This is a genomic window from Gorillibacterium massiliense (assembly GCF_000455485.1).
GTDB classification, from domain to species: Bacteria; Bacillota; Bacilli; order Paenibacillales; family NBRC-103111; genus Gorillibacterium; species Gorillibacterium massiliense.
In genome coordinates this window covers 49,075-65,907 of record NZ_CBQR020000171.1, presented here as the reverse complement: position 1 = coordinate 65,907, position 16,833 = coordinate 49,075, and the positions used below count along the sequence as shown (strand labels likewise).

19 protein-coding genes are annotated in these 16,833 nt (G+C 49.3%); 4 read left to right on the top strand and 15 right to left on the bottom strand.

Going from position 1 to position 16,833, the window contains the following annotated elements; all coding sequences use genetic code 11:
* Positions 1 to 21 precede the first annotated feature (21 nt).
* The gene (locus TJ79_RS24465) at positions 22 to 1,491 is read right to left on the bottom strand and encodes a replication initiation and membrane attachment family protein (protein ID WP_040952958.1); all 1,470 of its coding nucleotides are present in this window, start codon (positions 1,489 to 1,491) and stop codon (positions 22 to 24) included.
* 133 nt (positions 1,492 to 1,624) lie between these two features.
* Positions 1,625 to 1,957 (bottom strand): YuiB family protein, encoded by a 333-nt coding sequence (locus TJ79_RS24460; RefSeq protein WP_238323135.1) that lies wholly within the window; start codon positions 1,955 to 1,957, stop codon positions 1,625 to 1,627.
* A 130-nt stretch (positions 1,958 to 2,087) separates the two neighbouring features.
* Between TJ79_RS24460 and hemQ the strand changes: the two genes are divergently transcribed.
* Positions 2,088 to 2,834, top strand: coding sequence for a hydrogen peroxide-dependent heme synthase (hemQ, locus tag TJ79_RS24455; RefSeq protein ID WP_040952956.1), 747 nt, complete (start codon positions 2,088 to 2,090; stop codon positions 2,832 to 2,834).
* Positions 2,835 to 3,008: 174 nt separating this feature from the next.
* Here hemQ and TJ79_RS24450 read toward each other — a convergent pair whose 3' ends face one another.
* The 3 genes from TJ79_RS24450 to TJ79_RS24440 form a co-directional block, all read right to left on the bottom strand.
* Positions 3,009 to 3,263 (bottom strand): hypothetical protein, encoded by a 255-nt coding sequence (locus TJ79_RS24450; RefSeq protein ID WP_040952955.1) that lies wholly within the window; start codon positions 3,261 to 3,263, stop codon positions 3,009 to 3,011.
* A gap of 15 nt (positions 3,264 to 3,278) precedes the next feature.
* The gene (locus tag TJ79_RS24445) at positions 3,279 to 3,770 is read right to left on the bottom strand and encodes a GNAT family N-acetyltransferase (protein ID WP_040952972.1); all 492 of its coding nucleotides are present in this window, start codon (positions 3,768 to 3,770) and stop codon (positions 3,279 to 3,281) included.
* Positions 3,771 to 3,916: 146 nt separating this feature from the next.
* On the bottom strand, positions 3,917 to 5,107 hold the full coding sequence (locus TJ79_RS24440; protein ID WP_040952954.1) for an NAD(P)/FAD-dependent oxidoreductase: 1,191 nt from the start codon (positions 5,105 to 5,107) through the stop codon (positions 3,917 to 3,919).
* Between the two features lie 365 nt (positions 5,108 to 5,472).
* Here TJ79_RS24440 and TJ79_RS24435 point away from each other — a divergent pair, with 365 nt between their 5' ends.
* A complete protein-coding gene (locus TJ79_RS24435) occupies positions 5,473 to 6,480 on the top strand; it encodes an NAD(P)/FAD-dependent oxidoreductase (RefSeq protein WP_040952953.1) in 1,008 nt (335 codons plus the stop codon).
* 121 nt (positions 6,481 to 6,601) lie between these two features.
* On the top strand, positions 6,602 to 6,868 hold the full coding sequence (locus TJ79_RS24430) for a hypothetical protein (RefSeq protein WP_040952952.1): 267 nt from the start codon (positions 6,602 to 6,604) through the stop codon (positions 6,866 to 6,868).
* 170 nt (positions 6,869 to 7,038) lie between these two features.
* Here the strand turns inward: TJ79_RS24430 and TJ79_RS24425 are convergent, their stop codons facing one another.
* On the bottom strand, positions 7,039 to 7,719 hold the full coding sequence (locus TJ79_RS24425) for a DUF1361 domain-containing protein (protein ID WP_052339967.1): 681 nt from the start codon (positions 7,717 to 7,719) through the stop codon (positions 7,039 to 7,041).
* Positions 7,720 to 7,885: 166 nt separating this feature from the next.
* On the opposite strand from TJ79_RS24425, the gene TJ79_RS24420 reads away from it, so the two are divergent.
* Positions 7,886 to 8,263: a YkvA family protein gene (locus tag TJ79_RS24420; protein WP_040952951.1), complete on the top strand. Its 378-nt coding sequence runs from the start codon at positions 7,886 to 7,888 to the stop codon at positions 8,261 to 8,263.
* Between the two features lie 83 nt (positions 8,264 to 8,346).
* On the opposite strand, the gene TJ79_RS24415 is transcribed toward TJ79_RS24420, so the two are convergent.
* From TJ79_RS24415 to TJ79_RS24380, 9 genes are all read right to left on the bottom strand, one after another.
* Positions 8,347 to 9,375 carry an LCP family protein gene (locus TJ79_RS24415; RefSeq protein ID WP_040952950.1) on the bottom strand — a complete coding sequence of 343 codons (1,029 nt, stop codon included), beginning with the start codon at positions 9,373 to 9,375 and terminating at the stop codon, positions 8,347 to 8,349.
* Positions 9,372 to 9,752, bottom strand: coding sequence for an XRE family transcriptional regulator (locus TJ79_RS24410; RefSeq protein WP_052339965.1), 381 nt, complete (start codon positions 9,750 to 9,752; stop codon positions 9,372 to 9,374). Before TJ79_RS24410 ends, TJ79_RS24415 begins: the two co-directional genes overlap by 4 nt.
* Before the next feature lie 47 nt (positions 9,753 to 9,799).
* A complete protein-coding gene (locus TJ79_RS24405) occupies positions 9,800 to 11,617 on the bottom strand; it encodes an ABC transporter ATP-binding protein (protein ID WP_040952949.1) in 1,818 nt (605 codons plus the stop codon).
* Between the two features lie 16 nt (positions 11,618 to 11,633).
* Positions 11,634 to 12,833 carry a nucleotidyltransferase domain-containing protein gene (locus TJ79_RS24400; RefSeq protein WP_040952948.1) on the bottom strand — a complete coding sequence of 400 codons (1,200 nt, stop codon included), beginning with the start codon at positions 12,831 to 12,833 and terminating at the stop codon, positions 11,634 to 11,636.
* Entirely contained in the window at positions 12,826 to 13,263 is a 438-nt protein-coding gene (locus tag TJ79_RS24395) for a lasso peptide biosynthesis B2 protein (protein ID WP_052339963.1), read from the bottom strand. Before TJ79_RS24395 ends, TJ79_RS24400 begins: the two co-directional genes overlap by 8 nt.
* 59 nt (positions 13,264 to 13,322) lie before the next feature.
* Positions 13,323 to 13,625, bottom strand: coding sequence for a lasso peptide biosynthesis PqqD family chaperone (locus tag TJ79_RS24390; RefSeq protein WP_040952947.1), 303 nt, complete (start codon positions 13,623 to 13,625; stop codon positions 13,323 to 13,325).
* Complete coding sequence (locus TJ79_RS24385) at positions 13,622 to 14,572, bottom strand: phosphoenolpyruvate carboxykinase (ATP) (RefSeq protein WP_040952946.1); 951 nt, start codon at positions 14,570 to 14,572, stop codon at positions 13,622 to 13,624. The genes TJ79_RS24390 and TJ79_RS24385 overlap by 4 nt, the downstream gene beginning before the upstream one ends.
* A 90-nt stretch (positions 14,573 to 14,662) precedes the next feature.
* Positions 14,663 to 14,797, bottom strand: coding sequence for a paeninodin family lasso peptide (locus TJ79_RS27440; protein ID WP_155988025.1), 135 nt, complete (start codon positions 14,795 to 14,797; stop codon positions 14,663 to 14,665).
* A 5-nt stretch (positions 14,798 to 14,802) separates the two neighbouring features.
* Positions 14,803 to 16,749: an asparagine synthase-related protein gene (locus TJ79_RS24380; RefSeq protein WP_040952945.1), complete on the bottom strand. Its 1,947-nt coding sequence runs from the start codon at positions 16,747 to 16,749 to the stop codon at positions 14,803 to 14,805.
* Positions 16,750 to 16,833 lie beyond the last annotated feature (84 nt).

Sequence of the window (16,833 nt, the reverse complement as noted above, 5' to 3'; positions counted from 1 at the left end):
TACACGGGAATCGGACGCGTCCTACGAGCCGCTATCCAGCTTTTGCGCCCGCTTCAGTATGGCTTCCATCTGTTCCGGCGTCACCACATCGGGCGGCAGTTCTCCTACTACCGGCAGCCGCGGTTTTTGCTTGGGCCTGCCCCGTTGGCCGCCCTTGCCTGACTCGGAAGCGGAGGCCTTCGCCGCAGCCCGCTCCTTGTACTTCGCTCTTTCGCGGGTGTAAACCACCGCCTGCTCGTAGGTGGCCACCTGCTTGCCGAGCATGTCCGACGCAACAGCCTCGATGGAGCTTTTCGACCAGGAACGACGGTCGGTATGAATGTAGTGGATCATCACGTTGATGACTTCTTCCGGCAGCTTATAGTTCAAATCAATCACTTCAAAAATATCCAAAAGCCCATTGGGTACGCTGCCCTGAGAAAAGAACCGTTTCAACACCATGGTATACGGATCGTTGCGGAGAATCATGTTGTACTGGTGCTGGTCGCATTGTCCCTGGAAGATGGCTGGAACTTCGAGATAATATTCCATCTCCACGGCCTTTTCCGCAAGCTCGTCGGTTTCTTCCTTCATGGACACAACCTTGCGGTTATTGCGCTCAACGGATTCATCCCGCTTCTTCCCTTGGCGGAAATACAAGTTTGCCCGGTACTGCAGCACATCCCGCATCAAACTGCCGTCTTCGCTAAATACCGAATCTTCATCCAGCAGCCGGCAAATCTCCTGCAGCTTGAGATCGTACTTTTTGGCGATCATATTGATTTCCACCATTTGCTCCTGGCGGAATTTCAATCCCTCCACCCATTCGCGGTTCTGGGATTCACGAGGAAAGCGCTGGATAATATCCGCATAGGAAAAACCTTTATTGTCAAAGTTCAGCTTCGCCTTGCTGTCACGGGCGGAGGCCGATTCGGCGAATCCTTGCTCCAGTTCATAATCGAACACTTGCGTATTCAAACGGAAGATTTCGTAGAACGGCGTGGACAAATTCTCGCCATTTGCCTCCAGCAGGCCTTCAGGAGCAGGCTGAGTGAACTCATCCTTCAAAAACAAGAGCGAGTACTTGCCCACCTTGTCCCGCAAAAGATACGTCAAATGCTGATTGCGGAAAAACTCCTCCGGAGACAGCGGCTGGAGCAGTTGATATTCGTAGATATAATCGTCGTTCGCTTCAAGAAACCGGCGCGTCGTCTGCAGCAGGCCGACGGCTTCCAGCTTGGAGGTTTGCTCGATAAAAAAGCTTCGCCCCCGCTCCCCCGGCTCAAGCTCCAGAGAGAGGAAAAGCGTCCGCTGCTGCTCCAGACTGGAGAACCCGACCTTGTCCCCCTCCAGCTGCTGGTAAAGGGTCGAATAGATTGCAATAGCGAATGCCCCTACCATCGGCTGATAGATTCGGTTCAGCATCCGATAGTCGAGTCCGCTCAAAGAGAAATCCCGATAAATGCAAAATCGGTGATGCTCCGTAAAGTGATGCATATTGGTAATGCGCATTTCTTATACCCTCATCCCGATATACTTGGTTCTCCTATCTTACCACACAATCCGACAGACTCATGAGAGAAAAATATGGGCGGTGAAAAAATAAAGCCTTCCGGAAAAATCCCAAAAGGCTCGTTCTCGATGCTTAAAACATTTTATAGCCCTTGAAGCGCAGCGTCTTGATCGTATAACCGCTCAGCGCCGCCCCTCCTATGCCGCTTAATACAGATAGAATATCGGCAAAGCCGTACTCCGTTAAATTGCTGCCGATGGAAACCGATGGCTTCCATAAATAGATTAAGAGAATGACGATGACGGCAACGGCCAGATAAATGGGAAGCCAGGTCGTTTTAAGCAGCATGTTGACAATAAAGCCAATGCCGAAAAACAAGACAAAGGATATTACAATCAGCAAAAAGAGCTGGATCAGCTCAATGATCATCGACTGTCCCCCCAAAGCGATAATGGCTACCCACATTCTAGCGGATTCCTATAGAAAAAGAAACCCGATTCGCAGGTTGACCGCCAGTCAATCCGACTCGTTTGCTCTCTCAAATAAAGTTGGCTACAATAAATACGAAAGATATTCTATGCGGAGGGTGTTGGCAATGAGCGAAGCTGTACAAACATTGGAGGGCTGGTATGCGCTGCATGATTTCCGCACCATCAACTGGTCTTCTTGGAAATATGTCAGCGAAGACGAGCGTAACCGCGCTTTGGACGAACTGAATGAATTTTTGGATGCATGCAAGGAAACGGAAGACGATCGGCAGGGCAGCACCGTTCTGTACAGCATCGTCGGCCAAAAGGCGGATTTCGTATTTATGCATCTGCGGGAAACCTTGGAAGAGATCAACGAACTGGAAACCGCATTTAATAAAACATCCTTTGCCGAGCACACATTGCCTGCCTATTCCTACGTATCGATCGTCGAACTGAGCAGCTATATGAGCAAGCCCGGAGTCGACCCTATGCAGGACCCGGACATTATCGCTAGGCTGAAACCGGCTCTTCCCCAAACCAATCACATCTGCTTCTACCCGATGAACAAGCGCCGCGAAGGCAACGACAACTGGTATATGCTTAGCATCGAGGAGCGCCGGACGATGATGCGCAGCCATGGCATGATCGGCCGCAATTATGCAGGCAAGGTGAAACAGATCATTACCGGTTCCGTCGGTTTTGACGACTGGGAGTGGGGAGTCACCCTCTTTGCAGATGACGCCCTTCAATTCAAAAAGCTAGTCTATGAAATGCGCTTCGACGAAGTCAGCGCACGGTACGGCGATTTCGGCGAGTTTTTCGTCGGCAACCGCCTAGACTTCGGCAAACTGGAGAAGATGCTGAAGGTTTAAATGCCCAAGGATAAACGGCTGACGCCGTCCTTACAGGACGTGCGACGTTTACCGTAGCGGCATAAGGCTAAGTTTGAGTGAAACTAATGCTTTCTTATAGAGAGAAAAATCAAGAAACCCATGTCTTCAAACGGGCGTACCCGGGGAGACAATGGGTTTCTTTTATTCTTCCAGTTATTCGTCGTCATCCTCCAGCGCAGCACGCAGGCTGGCTAAATACTCTTCATCCGCCCGGTCCCGCTGGCGGCCCTTCTCCTTCAGCCGCTCGATACCCGGCAGGATCAAGATGTCGATTTCCTTTTGCACCACGGCAGAGAGATCGTATTGGTTTTGTTGTTCCAGATAATGGCCGACCTCCATCAGCGCGTTGTACCGGTCAAGCTCCTCCCTTGTCAGCAAACCTCTTACCTGAACGCTGCAATGCCGCATTCATTTCCCCGCCTTTCACTCTTGTCTTTCATCTAATTTGAAATGCAAAAGGAGTTGTTCCCCCTTCTGCCCCATTCTTCTATTTCCGCGATCCTCAAAGCCACACTTTAAGTATAAACGCTGAGCGAGTAAATTGCCCTTGTTAACGGCCAATACAATTTCGTCCGCCCCGGGAAAATTACGGCTCACCCAGTCCGGCACGAGGGTCATGGCGCGATATGCGTATCCTTTGCCCTGGTGACGCTGATCGACTAGCAAACCACGCAGCAAAACGGCGTTAGGATTCTCCGAAAAAGGAGCAATGCCCGGCCCATCATGCAGCACAAAGAAACCGACCGGCTTGTCCTCGGTACAAATCACCATCGGGTGCCGGCTGTCGTCCTCCTGGCATAAAGCCAGAGAGTCGCCAGGCATAGCCGTAAATTGCAATTGATCTGCAGAAAGTAAAAAAGCCGCCACAGCTTTCGTGTCCACATCATGATACGCGCGCAGCTTCACGTCACTCACTTCAACCCCTCCAATCTTCTCTCTCCATATTTCGAATTGATCATCGCCATTTCCGCCTGGTTGCAAAAAAAGGCCGCGGCTGCGGCCTTCCCTTATCACCTGTAAGATTCCAGTTATCCAAACTTTAACCCATCTGCTACAGTCGACTACAGTCGACCCTTGCGCAAAACTAGAGGGATGCCGCCGATGATGAACAAGTACCGTATATCCACCAGCCTCTTCATTTTGGCAGCCGTAAACCCTTTGATCTTGTACTTGCCGACAACGCCGATGGCTTCACCACGGCCGAGGGAAGCGACAACACCTTTGTTGTGGAACTTGAAGCTCTTGAGCGGCGTGTTGCGGATGGTTGCCACTAGGTTATGGGAGCAGGTTTCCGCCTGTTGGATGGAAATTTGCGCTGTCGGAGGATAGGGCTTACCTTCCTCGTTCAGGACAATGGAGCAATCCCCCAGCACGTAGACATTATCATATTCTTTCGTACGCAGGTATTCATCAACAATGACCCGGCCCCGTGAGGTTTCAAACCCGGCTTCCTCCAGCAGGCGATTGCCGCGGATGCCTCCGGTCCATACGATCGTGCCGGTTTTGATTTCCTCCCCGGTTGCGAGAAGAACGCTGTCCTGACGACACTCTTTGATGGCTGTAGCGATTTTAAAGGTAACTCCCTTTTCCTTCAAAACGTTCACCGCATACTCCACCAGTTCAGAATCAAAGCCGGGAAGAGCCGTTGGCGCGGCTTCTACATTGATGATCTGCACGATGGAAGGATCGACATCGAATTCCTTGCACAGCTTCGGCATGCGATCCGCTAACTCGCCGACAAACTCGATGCCCGTAAAGCCGGCTCCGCCCACCACGAAGGTGAGATAATCTTTACGATGAGGCTCTTGTTTGAACTTCGCGAATTGATATTCGATGTGCTCCCGAATGTGACGCACACTGTTGATGCTGCGAATGCTTAGGGCGTTATCCTTGAGTCCGGGAATACCGAAGGTTTCCGGCTCGCCGCCCAGACCGATCACAAGATAATCGTAGGACAGCGTGCTGTCTTCCAAAATAACCTTGCGGTCGTGAGGTTTGATTTGAACCACCGTCGATTTGACGAAATCCACCTTAAACTCGTCAATCAGACGCAGAATGTCAACACGGGCGTTTTCCGGCTTATCGGTGCCGGCAGCAGGCATATGCAAATGGGTCGTAATATAGTGGTAGTCATGTTTATTGACAAGGGTAACATCTGCTTCATTATAATTCAGTTGCTTTTGCAATCGGATCGCTGTAACGACTCCTCCGTACCCGGCGCCCAGTATGACGATTCGAGGTATGCGGTTCATCTCTAATCCCTTCCATCCCATAATTATTTATGTGCGTCTCTTTATGTGAAATATAACACATTACAACTTATTGTCCTCTGTCTCGCCTTGATCCGGTATCCACAAAAACGGGCAGCACGAACCGAAAGACGGATAAACCAGTCCTAACTTCTGAAATGATATACTTTGGAAATGAAAATAGCAAGTATCATTTTCATTACAATTTTACTTATTCCACAAGCATTCAACAAACTTAAATGACCTTGAATAATCGGTGAATGGCCGTGAAAAACTTTTTTACATTACCGCCGTGAAGTTTTGCACGAACGGCTTGCAATGATTATAATGAAGAAGATTGCTATACCTAGTTGGAGGTGTCCGGTTTCGTGACGGATTTACTAAAAGAAAACGAAAAAGAAATTGTCGATATTGCAGTAATCGGCGGGGGTCCCATTGGGATGTTTGCCGCTTTTTATGCTGGTATGAGACAGGCTTCGGTCAAGCTTATTGAAAGCATGCCCCAGCTTGGCGGCCAACTCGCCGCACTCTATCCGGAAAAATATATTTACGACGTAGCCGGTTACCCCAAAGTCCGCGGACAAGAGCTGGTCGATAATCTGACCGAGCAAATGCGGCATTTTCCCGTTACGGAATGCTTGGAGGAGAAAGTAACGCTGGTAGAAAAGCTGGAGGAGCGGCTCTTTGAAATCAAAACCGATAAAGCCGTCCACTATGCAAGGGCTGTTATCGTGACCGCCGGCGTAGGTGCCTTCGAGCCGAGAAAGCTTGAACTTGCGGAAGCAGAACGTTTCGAGAAGAAGAACCTCCATTACTTTGTAAAGGACCTCAATACCTTCAAAGGGCAAAAGGTTCTGATCAGCGGCGGTGGCGACTCGGCGGTAGACTGGGCCTTAATGCTGGAGCCCATCGCCGAGCAGGTAACCTTGACCCATCGACGCGATAAATTCCGTGCTCATGAACACAGCGTGGAAAACTTGATGAAATCCAAGGTGAACATCCAGACACCTGCGGAAATAACCAGCCTGGAAGGCACCGATCGAATCGAAAAAGTCACGCTGAAGAACACGAAAACCGGTGAAGAGTCGGTGATTGAAGTCGATGCCGTCATCGTCAATTTCGGTTTTGTATCTTCCATCGGTCCTATCTCCGAATGGGGTCTTGAGATTGAAGACGGGGCTGTCGTAGTCGACTCCCGCATGGCCACCAACATTCCCGGCATTTTCTCGGCAGGCGATATTACCACGTATCCCGGAAAATTAAAGCTCATCGCCGTTGGCTTTGGCGAAGCGCCTACTGCCATCAATAACGCAAAAGTCTATATTGATCCCAACGCCAAGCTTTCGCCGGGACACAGCAGCAGCATGAAGCGGTAGCACCCGCTGGCGCTAACAGCTTCCCCTGCTTTGGCAAAATTATGTACTTTTCGCAGTGATGCAGATCGTATCTGCAACAAGGGTATCCTACACCTGAAGCTTATCTCCAGGAGGGATACCCTTGTTTGCAATCTGTCCGGTATGCAACGGCCTAAATTCGCTTCATGCCGACTGCCCCAAGTGCGGGATGGAGGGAATCGACGACGGCCGATACAATGATTATTTAGGCCCCTACTCTCCCTATCAATCCCTGGAAGAAGTTAGCCAAACAAACGGCTATGCCGATCTGGCGCTTCATTCATGCGTACACATTCTTCATTGCGAATCCTGCGGCCATTCCTACGCTTATTTTGTTAAGGAAGTCGTCAGCGAACCATGGAAGGAGTAATGGTCCAAGGAGGAATGGAGGACATTTGGACTGCAGGAGCGTTAGCGTTCGCATTTGTTTTCGGATTTCCTCCGTTTAAAAGCAATTCTAATGAAGAAATCCGAAAACAGCGGCGACCGGAAGTTCAAATAGTCCGCAGTTCCTCCGTACCGACCGATACAATCTTAGGTTCAGTGCTTATCCGTTTGATTTTGCGCCAGAAAATAAACGGTAGCATAGGTAACCAATTGGATGGCGGAAAAGAGAAAAATGAAATCCGTGGACTGGTATTCCAAGATATGGCTGAGTTCTTGAAGAAGCTGATGGGGATTCGTCAGCACATCCCAACTGTTCCAGCGTAGGAAACGTCCAACATACACGCCGATTGAACCTAGGAACAAAGCCGATAGAGCGAATATCCAGCCGACATAACTGCCGTAACGTCTCCGGACGCCTTGATGCAGGAGAAAAAGAGAAAGAGCCCCCAGCATCATGCCGGTCCAAGCGGAAGAAAACAGCATAAGCAAATCATCATAAGGCCAAATGGCGCCAGGATATGAGACAACCTCTCGGTAATGCTTCAAGTCCGTAATCATATAAGGACCGTTTGGATAAAACAAAAGCCAGAGAATCGAGCATCCCAGACGAAAAATGAACATAAGGCGGCTGTCATTCTGTTTGTGGACCGCTCCCAATGCAAAGAACAATGGCAGCCAAGCGAGAAACAGGTTCCAGATTAAAAAGAGATATTTAGGCGTCCCTTGATGCCGAATCACCCAAAAGATCAGTAAGATGTCGATGAAGGTAAAGGCAGCCAACAAGATCAGCCACCTCAATATAATTTTTCTCTCCATAACCCTGCTTGGAAACATCTCGCATCTCCTTTCTGTGCAGTTGAATGACTTTATCGAGCTGATCTCTTCCATTCCTTATATAGTAACCTTTTTCCCCTCCATGTTTCTACTTCTCCCGATTCAGGGTAATGACCGACAGGAGCATTCAATAAAACAAAGCAGAGAATATGAAGGAGGACGCGCCATGCTACGCAATGAAGATGCCCATGATCCATTTATTCGGCAGGAGGAACAAAGCGATGAAGAGTACGTGAGAACCCATTTCTGGTCCAAGCTGAAAAGCCATACCGGTAAAATCCCCTTCCTTAAAGACGCAATCGCCACGTATTATGCTGCAGTGGACCCCGCTACGCCGAAATGGGCAAAAGCCGTTGCATTTTCCGGTCTAGCCTACTTCATTTTACCGGTGGATCTTATCCCGGATTTTCTCGTTGTCGTGGGTTGGACCGATGATGCGGCTATACTGGCCGGCGCTCTTAAAACCCTCTCTTCCAAAGTAACCGACAACCACCGGGAAATGGCGGAGGTTTGGATCCATGGGCGAAAACGGACGGAAAAATGAGATAACCAACCTCTATATCTGTAACGCAAAAAAAGCCCACTCCATCCGGTTTTGGAAGGAATGGGCACTTTTCATCCTTGGGATCATTGGGTTGCAAGTAGGAAGTTTTCCTCCAAATCCATAAGCTTGACGCGATCGGGTATCCAATAATAAAGCTGCTTCTTCACCATAGGGTCCATAAAATAACCGCTTGAGCCCGGCAATTGAGAATATGCGATTTGATTGCCTTTCATTCCTTTGAACAGCCAAGCCATGCTGATTAAATCGCTATTGGTGAAATTGGTATCCAATATTTCTTTCTGAACCATATGCAAAAGGGATGGCAGCTTAGGTAGTGTATCGAGCTGCGTCAGTTTCTCGGCAACATCCCTCATAATATCAACCTGATGCGCTTGTCTGCCGAAATCCCCATTGTCCAGAGTATACCGTTCCCTTACAAAATCAAGAGCAGTAGCCCCATCCAACAGCTGCTTGCCTGCCGGCAGGGTGACGGCACTGCGGCCTCCCAGAGGTTTTACCAGACTGATCGGCTGAGACAGATCCACTTCGACGCCGCCCATGGCATCGATGAAATGAATAAATCCTACAAAATTCGTCTTCAAATAGTAGTGAATCGACACGCCAAACAAGTTGCTGATCGCCTGTATGCTCTCTTGGGTCCCTTCCTTATTTCCGCCTTTCAACTCCCCTACAACATTGGCGTGGTTGATTTTCGTAAACCCGATCCCCGGAAGATTAACTCGTGTATCCCGCGGAATCGAAATCACATTGGCCTTCTTCGTCTCGGGATTTACCCGGGCCAGCATAATGACATCCGTCCGAGAATACTCATCTTGACGTGCGTCCACACCCAGAATAGCGATATTGAAAGACGGGTCATCCGCATTAACGGCGATTTTGTTCTGCAGATCAGTTCCACCTGCAGCCTGGGATGATATCGCTCCGGTCTGATCCGGTAGCTTAGTTGAATCCGGCACCGCCAGAACCGGGTACTTTTTATTATGAAAGTGGTTAGAAGGCCTGAACGCCGCATTTATCCATATCCCTGCTCCGGCAACAACGATCAAAAGCCCTGCCGATGAACCGATTAGCCATTTTTTCCATGTCTTCATGAATGAAGTTCTTTCTGCTTTTCGTCTTCAGGCGCCGCCATTTGCAGTTGTCTCTCCTGAGCCAGTCTCCAGCGAGTAAAATCAAGAAAAACTCTCATGTCGCGCTTGGGAATCCCGGATTCAATCAAATTGTGCAGCAAATCCCTCCACTCCGGGTCGAGTTCTTCGTGAACGACATCCCGCTCTGGACGCAGCAAAACCTCAAAAGGTACGCCGAGTGCGCTGGAAATCCGCTTCAGGATATGTACAGAGGGATTGGTCTGAATATTCCGTTCCACATTGCTCAAGTATGACTTCGCTACTTCAGCCCGCTCCGCAAATTGCGTCAGAGACATCCCCTTACGCAGACGCAGCCTTCGGATTTCGTCGCCGATCATTTGTCTATTCCCCTCTCATCCGCTTTTGACTGACTATCCTTTGATCCCTACCCATTCATATTTACATCAGCCTGATATGCCAGCATGGACTTGAATTTGCCGCGTGTATCTTTGAAAAGCTGCTGGTAACCGCCTTGTTGAATGATCCGGCCGCCTTCCATCACTACTACCTGATCGGCATTGCGAATCGTCGAAAGCCGATGGGCAATGATGATGATGGTCAAAGAGCCCTTCAGCAGGTCCAGTGAAGATTTGATCACCGCTTCATTTTCGCTGTCCAAAGCGCTTGTCGCTTCATCCAAAATCAAAATGGAGGGCTTGCGCAGTATAGCTCTGGCCAGTACGATACGCTGCCGTTCTCCGCCTGAAAGCCGGATTCCCCGGTCGCCTACCACTGTATCCAGACCTAATGGCAATTCCTGGACAAACGCATCCGCCGAAGCGAATGAAAGCGCTCCCCACAACTCTTCCTCCGTCGCCTCCGGCTTGACCAGAAGCAGGTTTTCCCGGATGCTGGCATGAAAGAGAAAGGGCTCCTGAGCTACATAACTGACCGATCTTCTCAGCTGCCTGACATTGTCCTTGGACAATACGGCATCATCAATCCGCACCTCGCCTTTTTCCGGTTGGATCAAGCCCATGAGCATATCGATGAGTGTGCTTTTTCCGGCTCCGGATTTCCCCACAATCGCCGTCATGCTGTTGGCAGGTATCGTCAAGTTGATATCGCTTAACGCATAAGCATCGCTCGACGGATTATATCGATAATCCACATGGCGGCATTCGATGTGGTCGGCCACATGCAGAATGGATGTCTCGTTTTGGTCTTCCGGTGCGTCCATATCCACTTCCATCGCTTCTCTGCTTTCGCGTTGAACCTCAAGCAGGCTGGATATCGCAGGCAGGTTGGATTGAATTTGCTGCCAGCTGCTTTGCAGAGCGGTAAAGCGCGGCCACAAGCGGGAAAAAATCAAAATAATAATCAGAAGCTGTCCGGCGCTGGCATGTAGTACCTTCATGGACAGCAAAACAAAGAATGCGATCAGTATCGCGGATACCGTCTTGTAATAGAATTGAGACTTCGTTTGCAGATTGTTGATTTGAAGAAAATTGCCTTCGATACGATCTACGATGGATTTAAAATACTGATAATGCTTTCGTTCCATATTGTTGCTTTTGATATCTTTCATTCCATTAAAATGGTCAGTCAGGGCCGCCATGTAGTTCTGAGACAATTCCGACATGCTGCCGCCCATTTCCTTTGCTTTCCTAGACGATCTGCGCGATACGACGGCTAACCCGACACCACAAACCAAAATGATCATAGTAAGCTTTGCCGACAAGATCAGAGCAAACCCCACTTGAACGAGGGTAAAAACCAGGGAGGCGATCATTCGCAAGAAGGTATAAATGCTTGCGCTCACCCGGCCTAACTCATTGGTCAGGATATGATTGAAATCCGATCTGCGCTTTTTCAGAAAAAAGGACCAGTTCGCCTGCAGCAGATCCTGATAAATCTCCATTCGCATACTGCCCAGGAAGGTTTGTTGAATCTTCGCGTTCATGATGGCTTGACTGCGCTGCAGCATGGCTTGCCCAGTGAGCATCGCAACGTAGAAGACTAGAACCGTGACCAAATCAATCTTGAAAGGCAGACGCTGCAGCCATTCCATCACGGTGGAAAGGAATGGGATGCCTCCCGAGCTCACACCGTCCAGAATGCCGGTCAGCCCCAGCAAAGGAATAATAAGAATAATACTGATTCCTTCTATAAAACTGATCCCGACCATCCAAATGAGATTGATGTATAGCCGGACCCCCGTATAATGATGCATTTTTTTTAAAAAGATCAGAAGCTGCTTCATCTCATCACACCTTACTTCAAGAAGATGCTTGCTGCTTGTAGTGCCGCCAAAACCACAAAAACGGCCGCAGCGGAAAGTATAGAAAATGCAAAACAGCCGGGAGCGGAAGCAATTTGGCATCATAGGAGCTGGGGTAAAGCCGATTGGTAAAATAAGCCCACTTCTGCCTCATGCTCTTCATCGAAAACATATAGCGGTCGAACTTGCGGGAAATCTCCTTTCCCACTGGCTCTTCCCCGTAAAACTCGATCATCTCCCGAATAAAAGGCAGGGTGAGCTTAGCCAGCTTCATAGGCTGTTTTCCTTTGGTAAGCCGCTTGTTTTCTGAACTTACCGGAGTATGGAAGATAGCCGCAGCCAAAAGCAGAGCCTGACCGCCTGCTTTTACGAATCCGTATTTTTGCATGAGGCTGATGATTTTCGGCCAATCCTGTTCAAGCAGCGCCATCCGGTGAATATCCAGCAGCCATCTTAGCCGAAACCAGCCGTGTCGGGCCCCATGTGAAACGAGATAGAGAAACAGATCGTTTTTACCAAGGTAATAGATTTCCGACTTCGACACATTGCTGCGTTGCCTGCGTTCCCACAGGACATCGAATTCCGGTTCTTTGCCCATATCCGGATTAAGCCGCCAATGGACCTCAATTTGGACACGATTCTCAGGGTGATAGAAGCAGATGTGATGATCCCTGCGTATCCAATCTTCCAAAATATGCGGGGCGCTCCCTTGAATGAAGCAATATCCAAGATCGGTCAGCACCTTATGGGCTTCCTCTATTTTCTCAACAGGTATGAGAATATCAATGTCGCCAGAGATTCGCAGGGAGATGTCCCCATAAAGTGCTTTGGCCAACGCCGGACCTTTTAGCAATAAGGAGCGAATCCCAGCCGCTTGGAAGCTTTCGGTAACCTTCTCCACTTCGCCTGTCAATTGGAGCATTTGAAACATGTTCATCTTGGCTTCCATCGCAAGGGTTTGCCGTACTTCTTCAGGAATGATGCCCTCTCCGATAGGTTTGATTGCCGCATAGAGATAAGGACCAATCCGATGGTGCCGCACCAGTTGAATAAATGAATTCCAATCGATATCCGCGAGCATCGGGTTGTTATTTTGCAAAGTATCCAGCGGGTCCCCATGATCCGCTCGAATCAGCTCCAGCATGACCTGAAGCTCTTTTGGAAACGAGCTTAACTCTAGGCTCATTGCCTTATCCATATTTCATGCTCCTTCGGCTCGCTTTATACGGAATCGTTCTGGCAAACATGCCAACCACTGCATAATTTCTCATGACTTCCGCACCTGTCACATAAATCGGTCCGCTTCTCAGCCAGGCATGGGCGATCATTTTCCCGGTTTTGTCTTTTCCCGTTCCCATATAGAGCGTACTGGAGATTCCCCTGCGCTCCAGCATGCGGCTGGCTGCCAGCGCCCGAACCATGCACACGCTTTCCCACGGGGTGAAGCGGCTTGCCACCGCTATCACATGGCCAATCCGCTTTATGATCCTAGCTTCCGCGTCGCTGCAGATCATCTCCGTTTCCTGCATCTGCGCTCCCAAGGAAGGAGCGACTTTGGAAAAGGGCAACGCTTTTAACACGCGCGCCCACCCCAAGGAAAGGTAAGCTTCCAACAGCAGCAGAATCATGCCGGCCGGAAAGTTGTGCAGCTTCCTTATTATTCGCAGCAAGCCAACCGACCCTTTCGTTATAGATTCACAGTGCTTTGAACTTCCAGAAGGCGTTCGGTTAGCATCGTTTGCAGGAAATTGAATACATGCTCCTCGCAAGTGCTCCGCTTCACCTCATACTCTTCCATAAGTCCGTCTATCAGCTGACTTACCGGTGTAGGAGCTTCGATCAGATCCCAAATGCGTCCGCCGATTTCCCCCAGATTGTAGTACTTGCCGTTGCCAATGTTCATCAACACCTTTTCCCCATCCATGCTGCTGACCAAATTGCCCTTTCCTTGACAAACGGTATCCTCCAAAACAATAGTTTGCTTTGTCATGATGTTTGCCCTCCCTCGTCAACGGTTTCAATTATCAATTGTGCCAACTGGTCGATCGTCAAAAGCGAAGCCGGCCGCTGCAGCCGATATACGTCTATATGATGGATAATGCTTGTCGACTGTGAAAAATGCCATGCATCCAAATCAAGCATAGGCAAGAGGAAATCCCGGAAGGTATGTCCGCGGAATATCTGCACCGCCTCAAGGGTCGTACATCGTTTCAGGCTGACCGTCTCTTCGTCGGTTTTTTGCAGCTCAAATACTCCTCCTAAAGGAACGATTCGGGAACAGTAATCGGAGGAGACCGGTACGGAGTATTTGACGGCAGTATCTATCTCATATAAAGGATGATAATCCTGGTTGTCCATCTTAAGTTGGGTTAAACTGTTCTGCCACAGTTTTTGCTGAGGGTAGGACGGGGTCACGACAGGACCTCCATCTTCGCCATCTGGCGTAATGGCTATCACATCATCGCTTAAGAGGGGATATCCCTTGCTGATCAGTGCCGCAGCGAGAGTGGATTTGCCTGCTCCGGAAAGCCCGACAAAGGCATAGGCTTTTCCGTTCATCAGAATAGCGCTCCCATGCATTGGAAGGATTTTTCTTTGCAGCAGTACACTACCCATACATGTTCCAAGCAGGTATAATCGAACTTCCTTCTGGAAGATTTCCGTCAGGGGATGAACGGTAATAGTCCGTCCGTCCTCAATAGAGAACAAAGCCAGATGAGGAATGTGAAAAATAACCTTGCCATCTTTAACGATCAGTTGCCTATTCTGCGCCTTCAGTTCGGCGTATAGGGAAGCGGATTGACTCGCATCGATTTGAATCACAACATCCGCCTGTGTATCTTCTTCTCCTGCAACCACCAGCTCTGGCAGCGGAATCTCGCTTGAAACCGTTAAACCGAAAGCCCGATAAACGGTTGATTGGGCCGTATTCAACATTTCACTCACTCCGGAACGATCATAATATTAAAGAAGGAGCCCTTATACTTCTTAGGGTATAAGGGCTTGTTCTACCTCCGCCTGCCGGGATTAGCTCCCGTGCAGATGTACCGTTTCATTGACGTCAGAGAAAGTGGCGTCGATTTCAGTGGATGCAGAACCTTGCAGGGTCATTTTGATGCTGAGTTCCTCCAAGGACGGTTGGATCCATTCTTTTTTGGACATATTTTTCACCTCCCTTCGCGGAACTGTTTGAGAAATCGATACACAATCAGGCTTCTCATCAGGATCCGAATATCGGTATCCAGCGCCATTTCCGGGGTTACAGCAGATTCAGCCTTGGCCAAGCCGGATTTTATCATGGACAGGTTTGTGTACTCACCCATTAAGGGATCGGCACAAAGCTGATGAAGCTCATCAATCATAGGTTTCCAGGAAGATGCCATCCGGTGGAGCCAATCCACGCCCTGGGAACCCCGCACCCGCTGGTTTAACCGCACCTTGTCGGGCAGATAACCCTTTGTCGCTCTACGGATCAAGGCGCGATCCAGACCGTTCTGCACAAATTGATTTTCCGGAACGGATAGGCAGAAACGGATCACTCGCAAATCGTTGGACGGGTCACGTCCCCACAGTTTATATTTCAGCGATAACTTTGCGTGGCTCGTGCTGGTCGCATTCCAGTGATAGGGATGCTCCAGATGATGAAGTCGAGCCTCCGGCAGATTAAGTTTATTTACAAATGGGGAGTCTGCTTCGTAATCTTTGAGCTTCTCATAGACTTCCGTTCTCTCGGCGAAAGCCGGATTAATCATCGCCGGAAATGTTTTTGGGGTTGTATGAGTGAGAATGGCAGCCATTTGCGGGAAAGCCCGTTTTCCGATGAGGGATAGAACTAAGCGCCTTCTTTGTCTGACATTGCGGCTGAATTGCGCCAGCTCTTGATAGAGGTGAATCCAGTGCAGCCTTTTCAGCAAACTGGCGTAATATTCAAAGGCGGAACCCCAAGAGATGGTGAAGTTGCCTCGTGCCCCATACAGCAATACCCCAATGTCTTGACTGGCTGCTGCCTCATAGATGCCTCTCACCCACATCGAATTTTCAAAAAACTTATACGGCATCTCCATGACAGCCAGCCATTCATCGATTTCCGACAAAGCGTTTCTTCCCGGAAAACTTAAGTAAGCTGGTTCAATATTGCCAACATGATCAACCGTTGCTTGTATGTAAGGCTTCTCATTGGCCATGCGGTTGCCGGGCGTCCAATCGACAAAGCCGTCAACAGGAATGGCGCTGAAGGTGTATAACCGTTTGTTTGCTTGCTTCAAAGCGGGAGAGGCAAAACTTACGATGGAGCCGGAGTCCAATCCGCCGCTGAGCTGAGAGCCTACTTGACGGTGTGTACGCAGCCGGGAATGAACGGCCTTTTGAAGAACATCCTGAAAAGCTTCGACATATTCCTCATCCGATTTAAGTTTCAGTTGCTCACGAGGCAAAATCGTGGAGTAAGGCATTAAGATCATCTTGTCGCGGGTAATGGTCACGGAGTGTGAAGGCGGTACTTGGAGGATGTTTTGATAAATCGTTGATGCGGAATCAACCGCGTCATACATGTGGAAGATCGCCAAGTATTGCGCCAGCCAATCTTCGTTAAGTTTCTTCTGAACCTGATTCAAGGAGAGCAGCGGTTTGATGAGAGTGCTGAAGACGATTCGCTGATCGTTCCTATGATAGTAAAGGTTGCGCGCCCCGGAAAAATCCCGGGCTCCGAAGAGCCTGCCGTTATTTTCATCCCAGATCAAGAAGGCGAAATCGCCGATCAATCGTTCGGGAGACTCCGTTCCCCATTTGGCATAGGCCAGCAGGATGAGTTCGCTATCGGAAATATCCCTCTGCCGATCCGGAGCCACCTGCAGCAATTGGAACAGCTCGCTGCGGTTATCGATAATCGCATCCGCCGTTATCGCCAATTTCCGTTCGGAATCGTAACGCGGCTGGTCATCATTTACCGATTCAGGCGTGATCCATTGGGTGTGGCTGCTGAGAAAAATGGGGTGCTGCTGCCAGACTCCGATATCGTCTACCGGGATGTCCTCCATTGCTTCCAGCAGCTTCGTGCAGTCTTCTTGAGGGAGAGGCTGTTGATTGAATTGAAAAATCGCGGATATGGCACTCATTGGATTCTCCACCAAACGTTCGGGATAACGAATGTCATGATCTTTCTCTCGTTGCTACATGTTGTATATTTTTATTATACACAA

Excerpts from the sequence above, each read along its gene's own strand:
- TJ79_RS24465 (WP_040952958.1), bottom strand. The coding sequence starts at position 1,491 with ATGCGCATTACCAATATGCATCACTTTACGGAGCATCACCGATTTTGC.
- TJ79_RS24460 (WP_238323135.1), bottom strand. The coding sequence starts at position 1,957 with ATGTGGGTAGCCATTATCGCTTTGGGGGGACAGTCGATGATCATTGAG.
- hemQ (WP_040952956.1), top strand. The coding sequence starts at position 2,088 with ATGAGCGAAGCTGTACAAACATTGGAGGGCTGGTATGCGCTGCATGAT.
- TJ79_RS24450 (WP_040952955.1), bottom strand. The coding sequence starts at position 3,263 with ATGCGGCATTGCAGCGTTCAGGTAAGAGGTTTGCTGACAAGGGAGGAG.
- TJ79_RS24440 (WP_040952954.1), bottom strand. The coding sequence starts at position 5,107 with ATGAACCGCATACCTCGAATCGTCATACTGGGCGCCGGGTACGGAGGA.
- TJ79_RS24425 (WP_052339967.1), bottom strand. The coding sequence starts at position 7,719 with ATGTTTCCAAGCAGGGTTATGGAGAGAAAAATTATATTGAGGTGGCTG.
- TJ79_RS24420 (WP_040952951.1), top strand. The coding sequence starts at position 7,886 with ATGCTACGCAATGAAGATGCCCATGATCCATTTATTCGGCAGGAGGAA.
- TJ79_RS24415 (WP_040952950.1), bottom strand. The coding sequence starts at position 9,375 with ATGAAGACATGGAAAAAATGGCTAATCGGTTCATCGGCAGGGCTTTTG.
- TJ79_RS24410 (WP_052339965.1), bottom strand. The coding sequence starts at position 9,752 with ATGATCGGCGACGAAATCCGAAGGCTGCGTCTGCGTAAGGGGATGTCT.
- TJ79_RS24405 (WP_040952949.1), bottom strand. The coding sequence starts at position 11,617 with ATGAAGCAGCTTCTGATCTTTTTAAAAAAAATGCATCATTATACGGGG.
- TJ79_RS24400 (WP_040952948.1), bottom strand. The coding sequence starts at position 12,833 with ATGGATAAGGCAATGAGCCTAGAGTTAAGCTCGTTTCCAAAAGAGCTT.
- TJ79_RS24395 (WP_052339963.1), bottom strand. The coding sequence starts at position 13,263 with ATGATTCTGCTGCTGTTGGAAGCTTACCTTTCCTTGGGGTGGGCGCGC.
- TJ79_RS24390 (WP_040952947.1), bottom strand. The coding sequence starts at position 13,625 with ATGACAAAGCAAACTATTGTTTTGGAGGATACCGTTTGTCAAGGAAAG.
- TJ79_RS24385 (WP_040952946.1), bottom strand. The coding sequence starts at position 14,572 with ATGTTGAATACGGCCCAATCAACCGTTTATCGGGCTTTCGGTTTAACG.
- TJ79_RS27440 (WP_155988025.1), bottom strand. The coding sequence starts at position 14,797 with ATGTCCAAAAAAGAATGGATCCAACCGTCCTTGGAGGAACTCAGCATC.
- TJ79_RS24380 (WP_040952945.1), bottom strand. The coding sequence starts at position 16,749 with ATGAGTGCCATATCCGCGATTTTTCAATTCAATCAACAGCCTCTCCCT.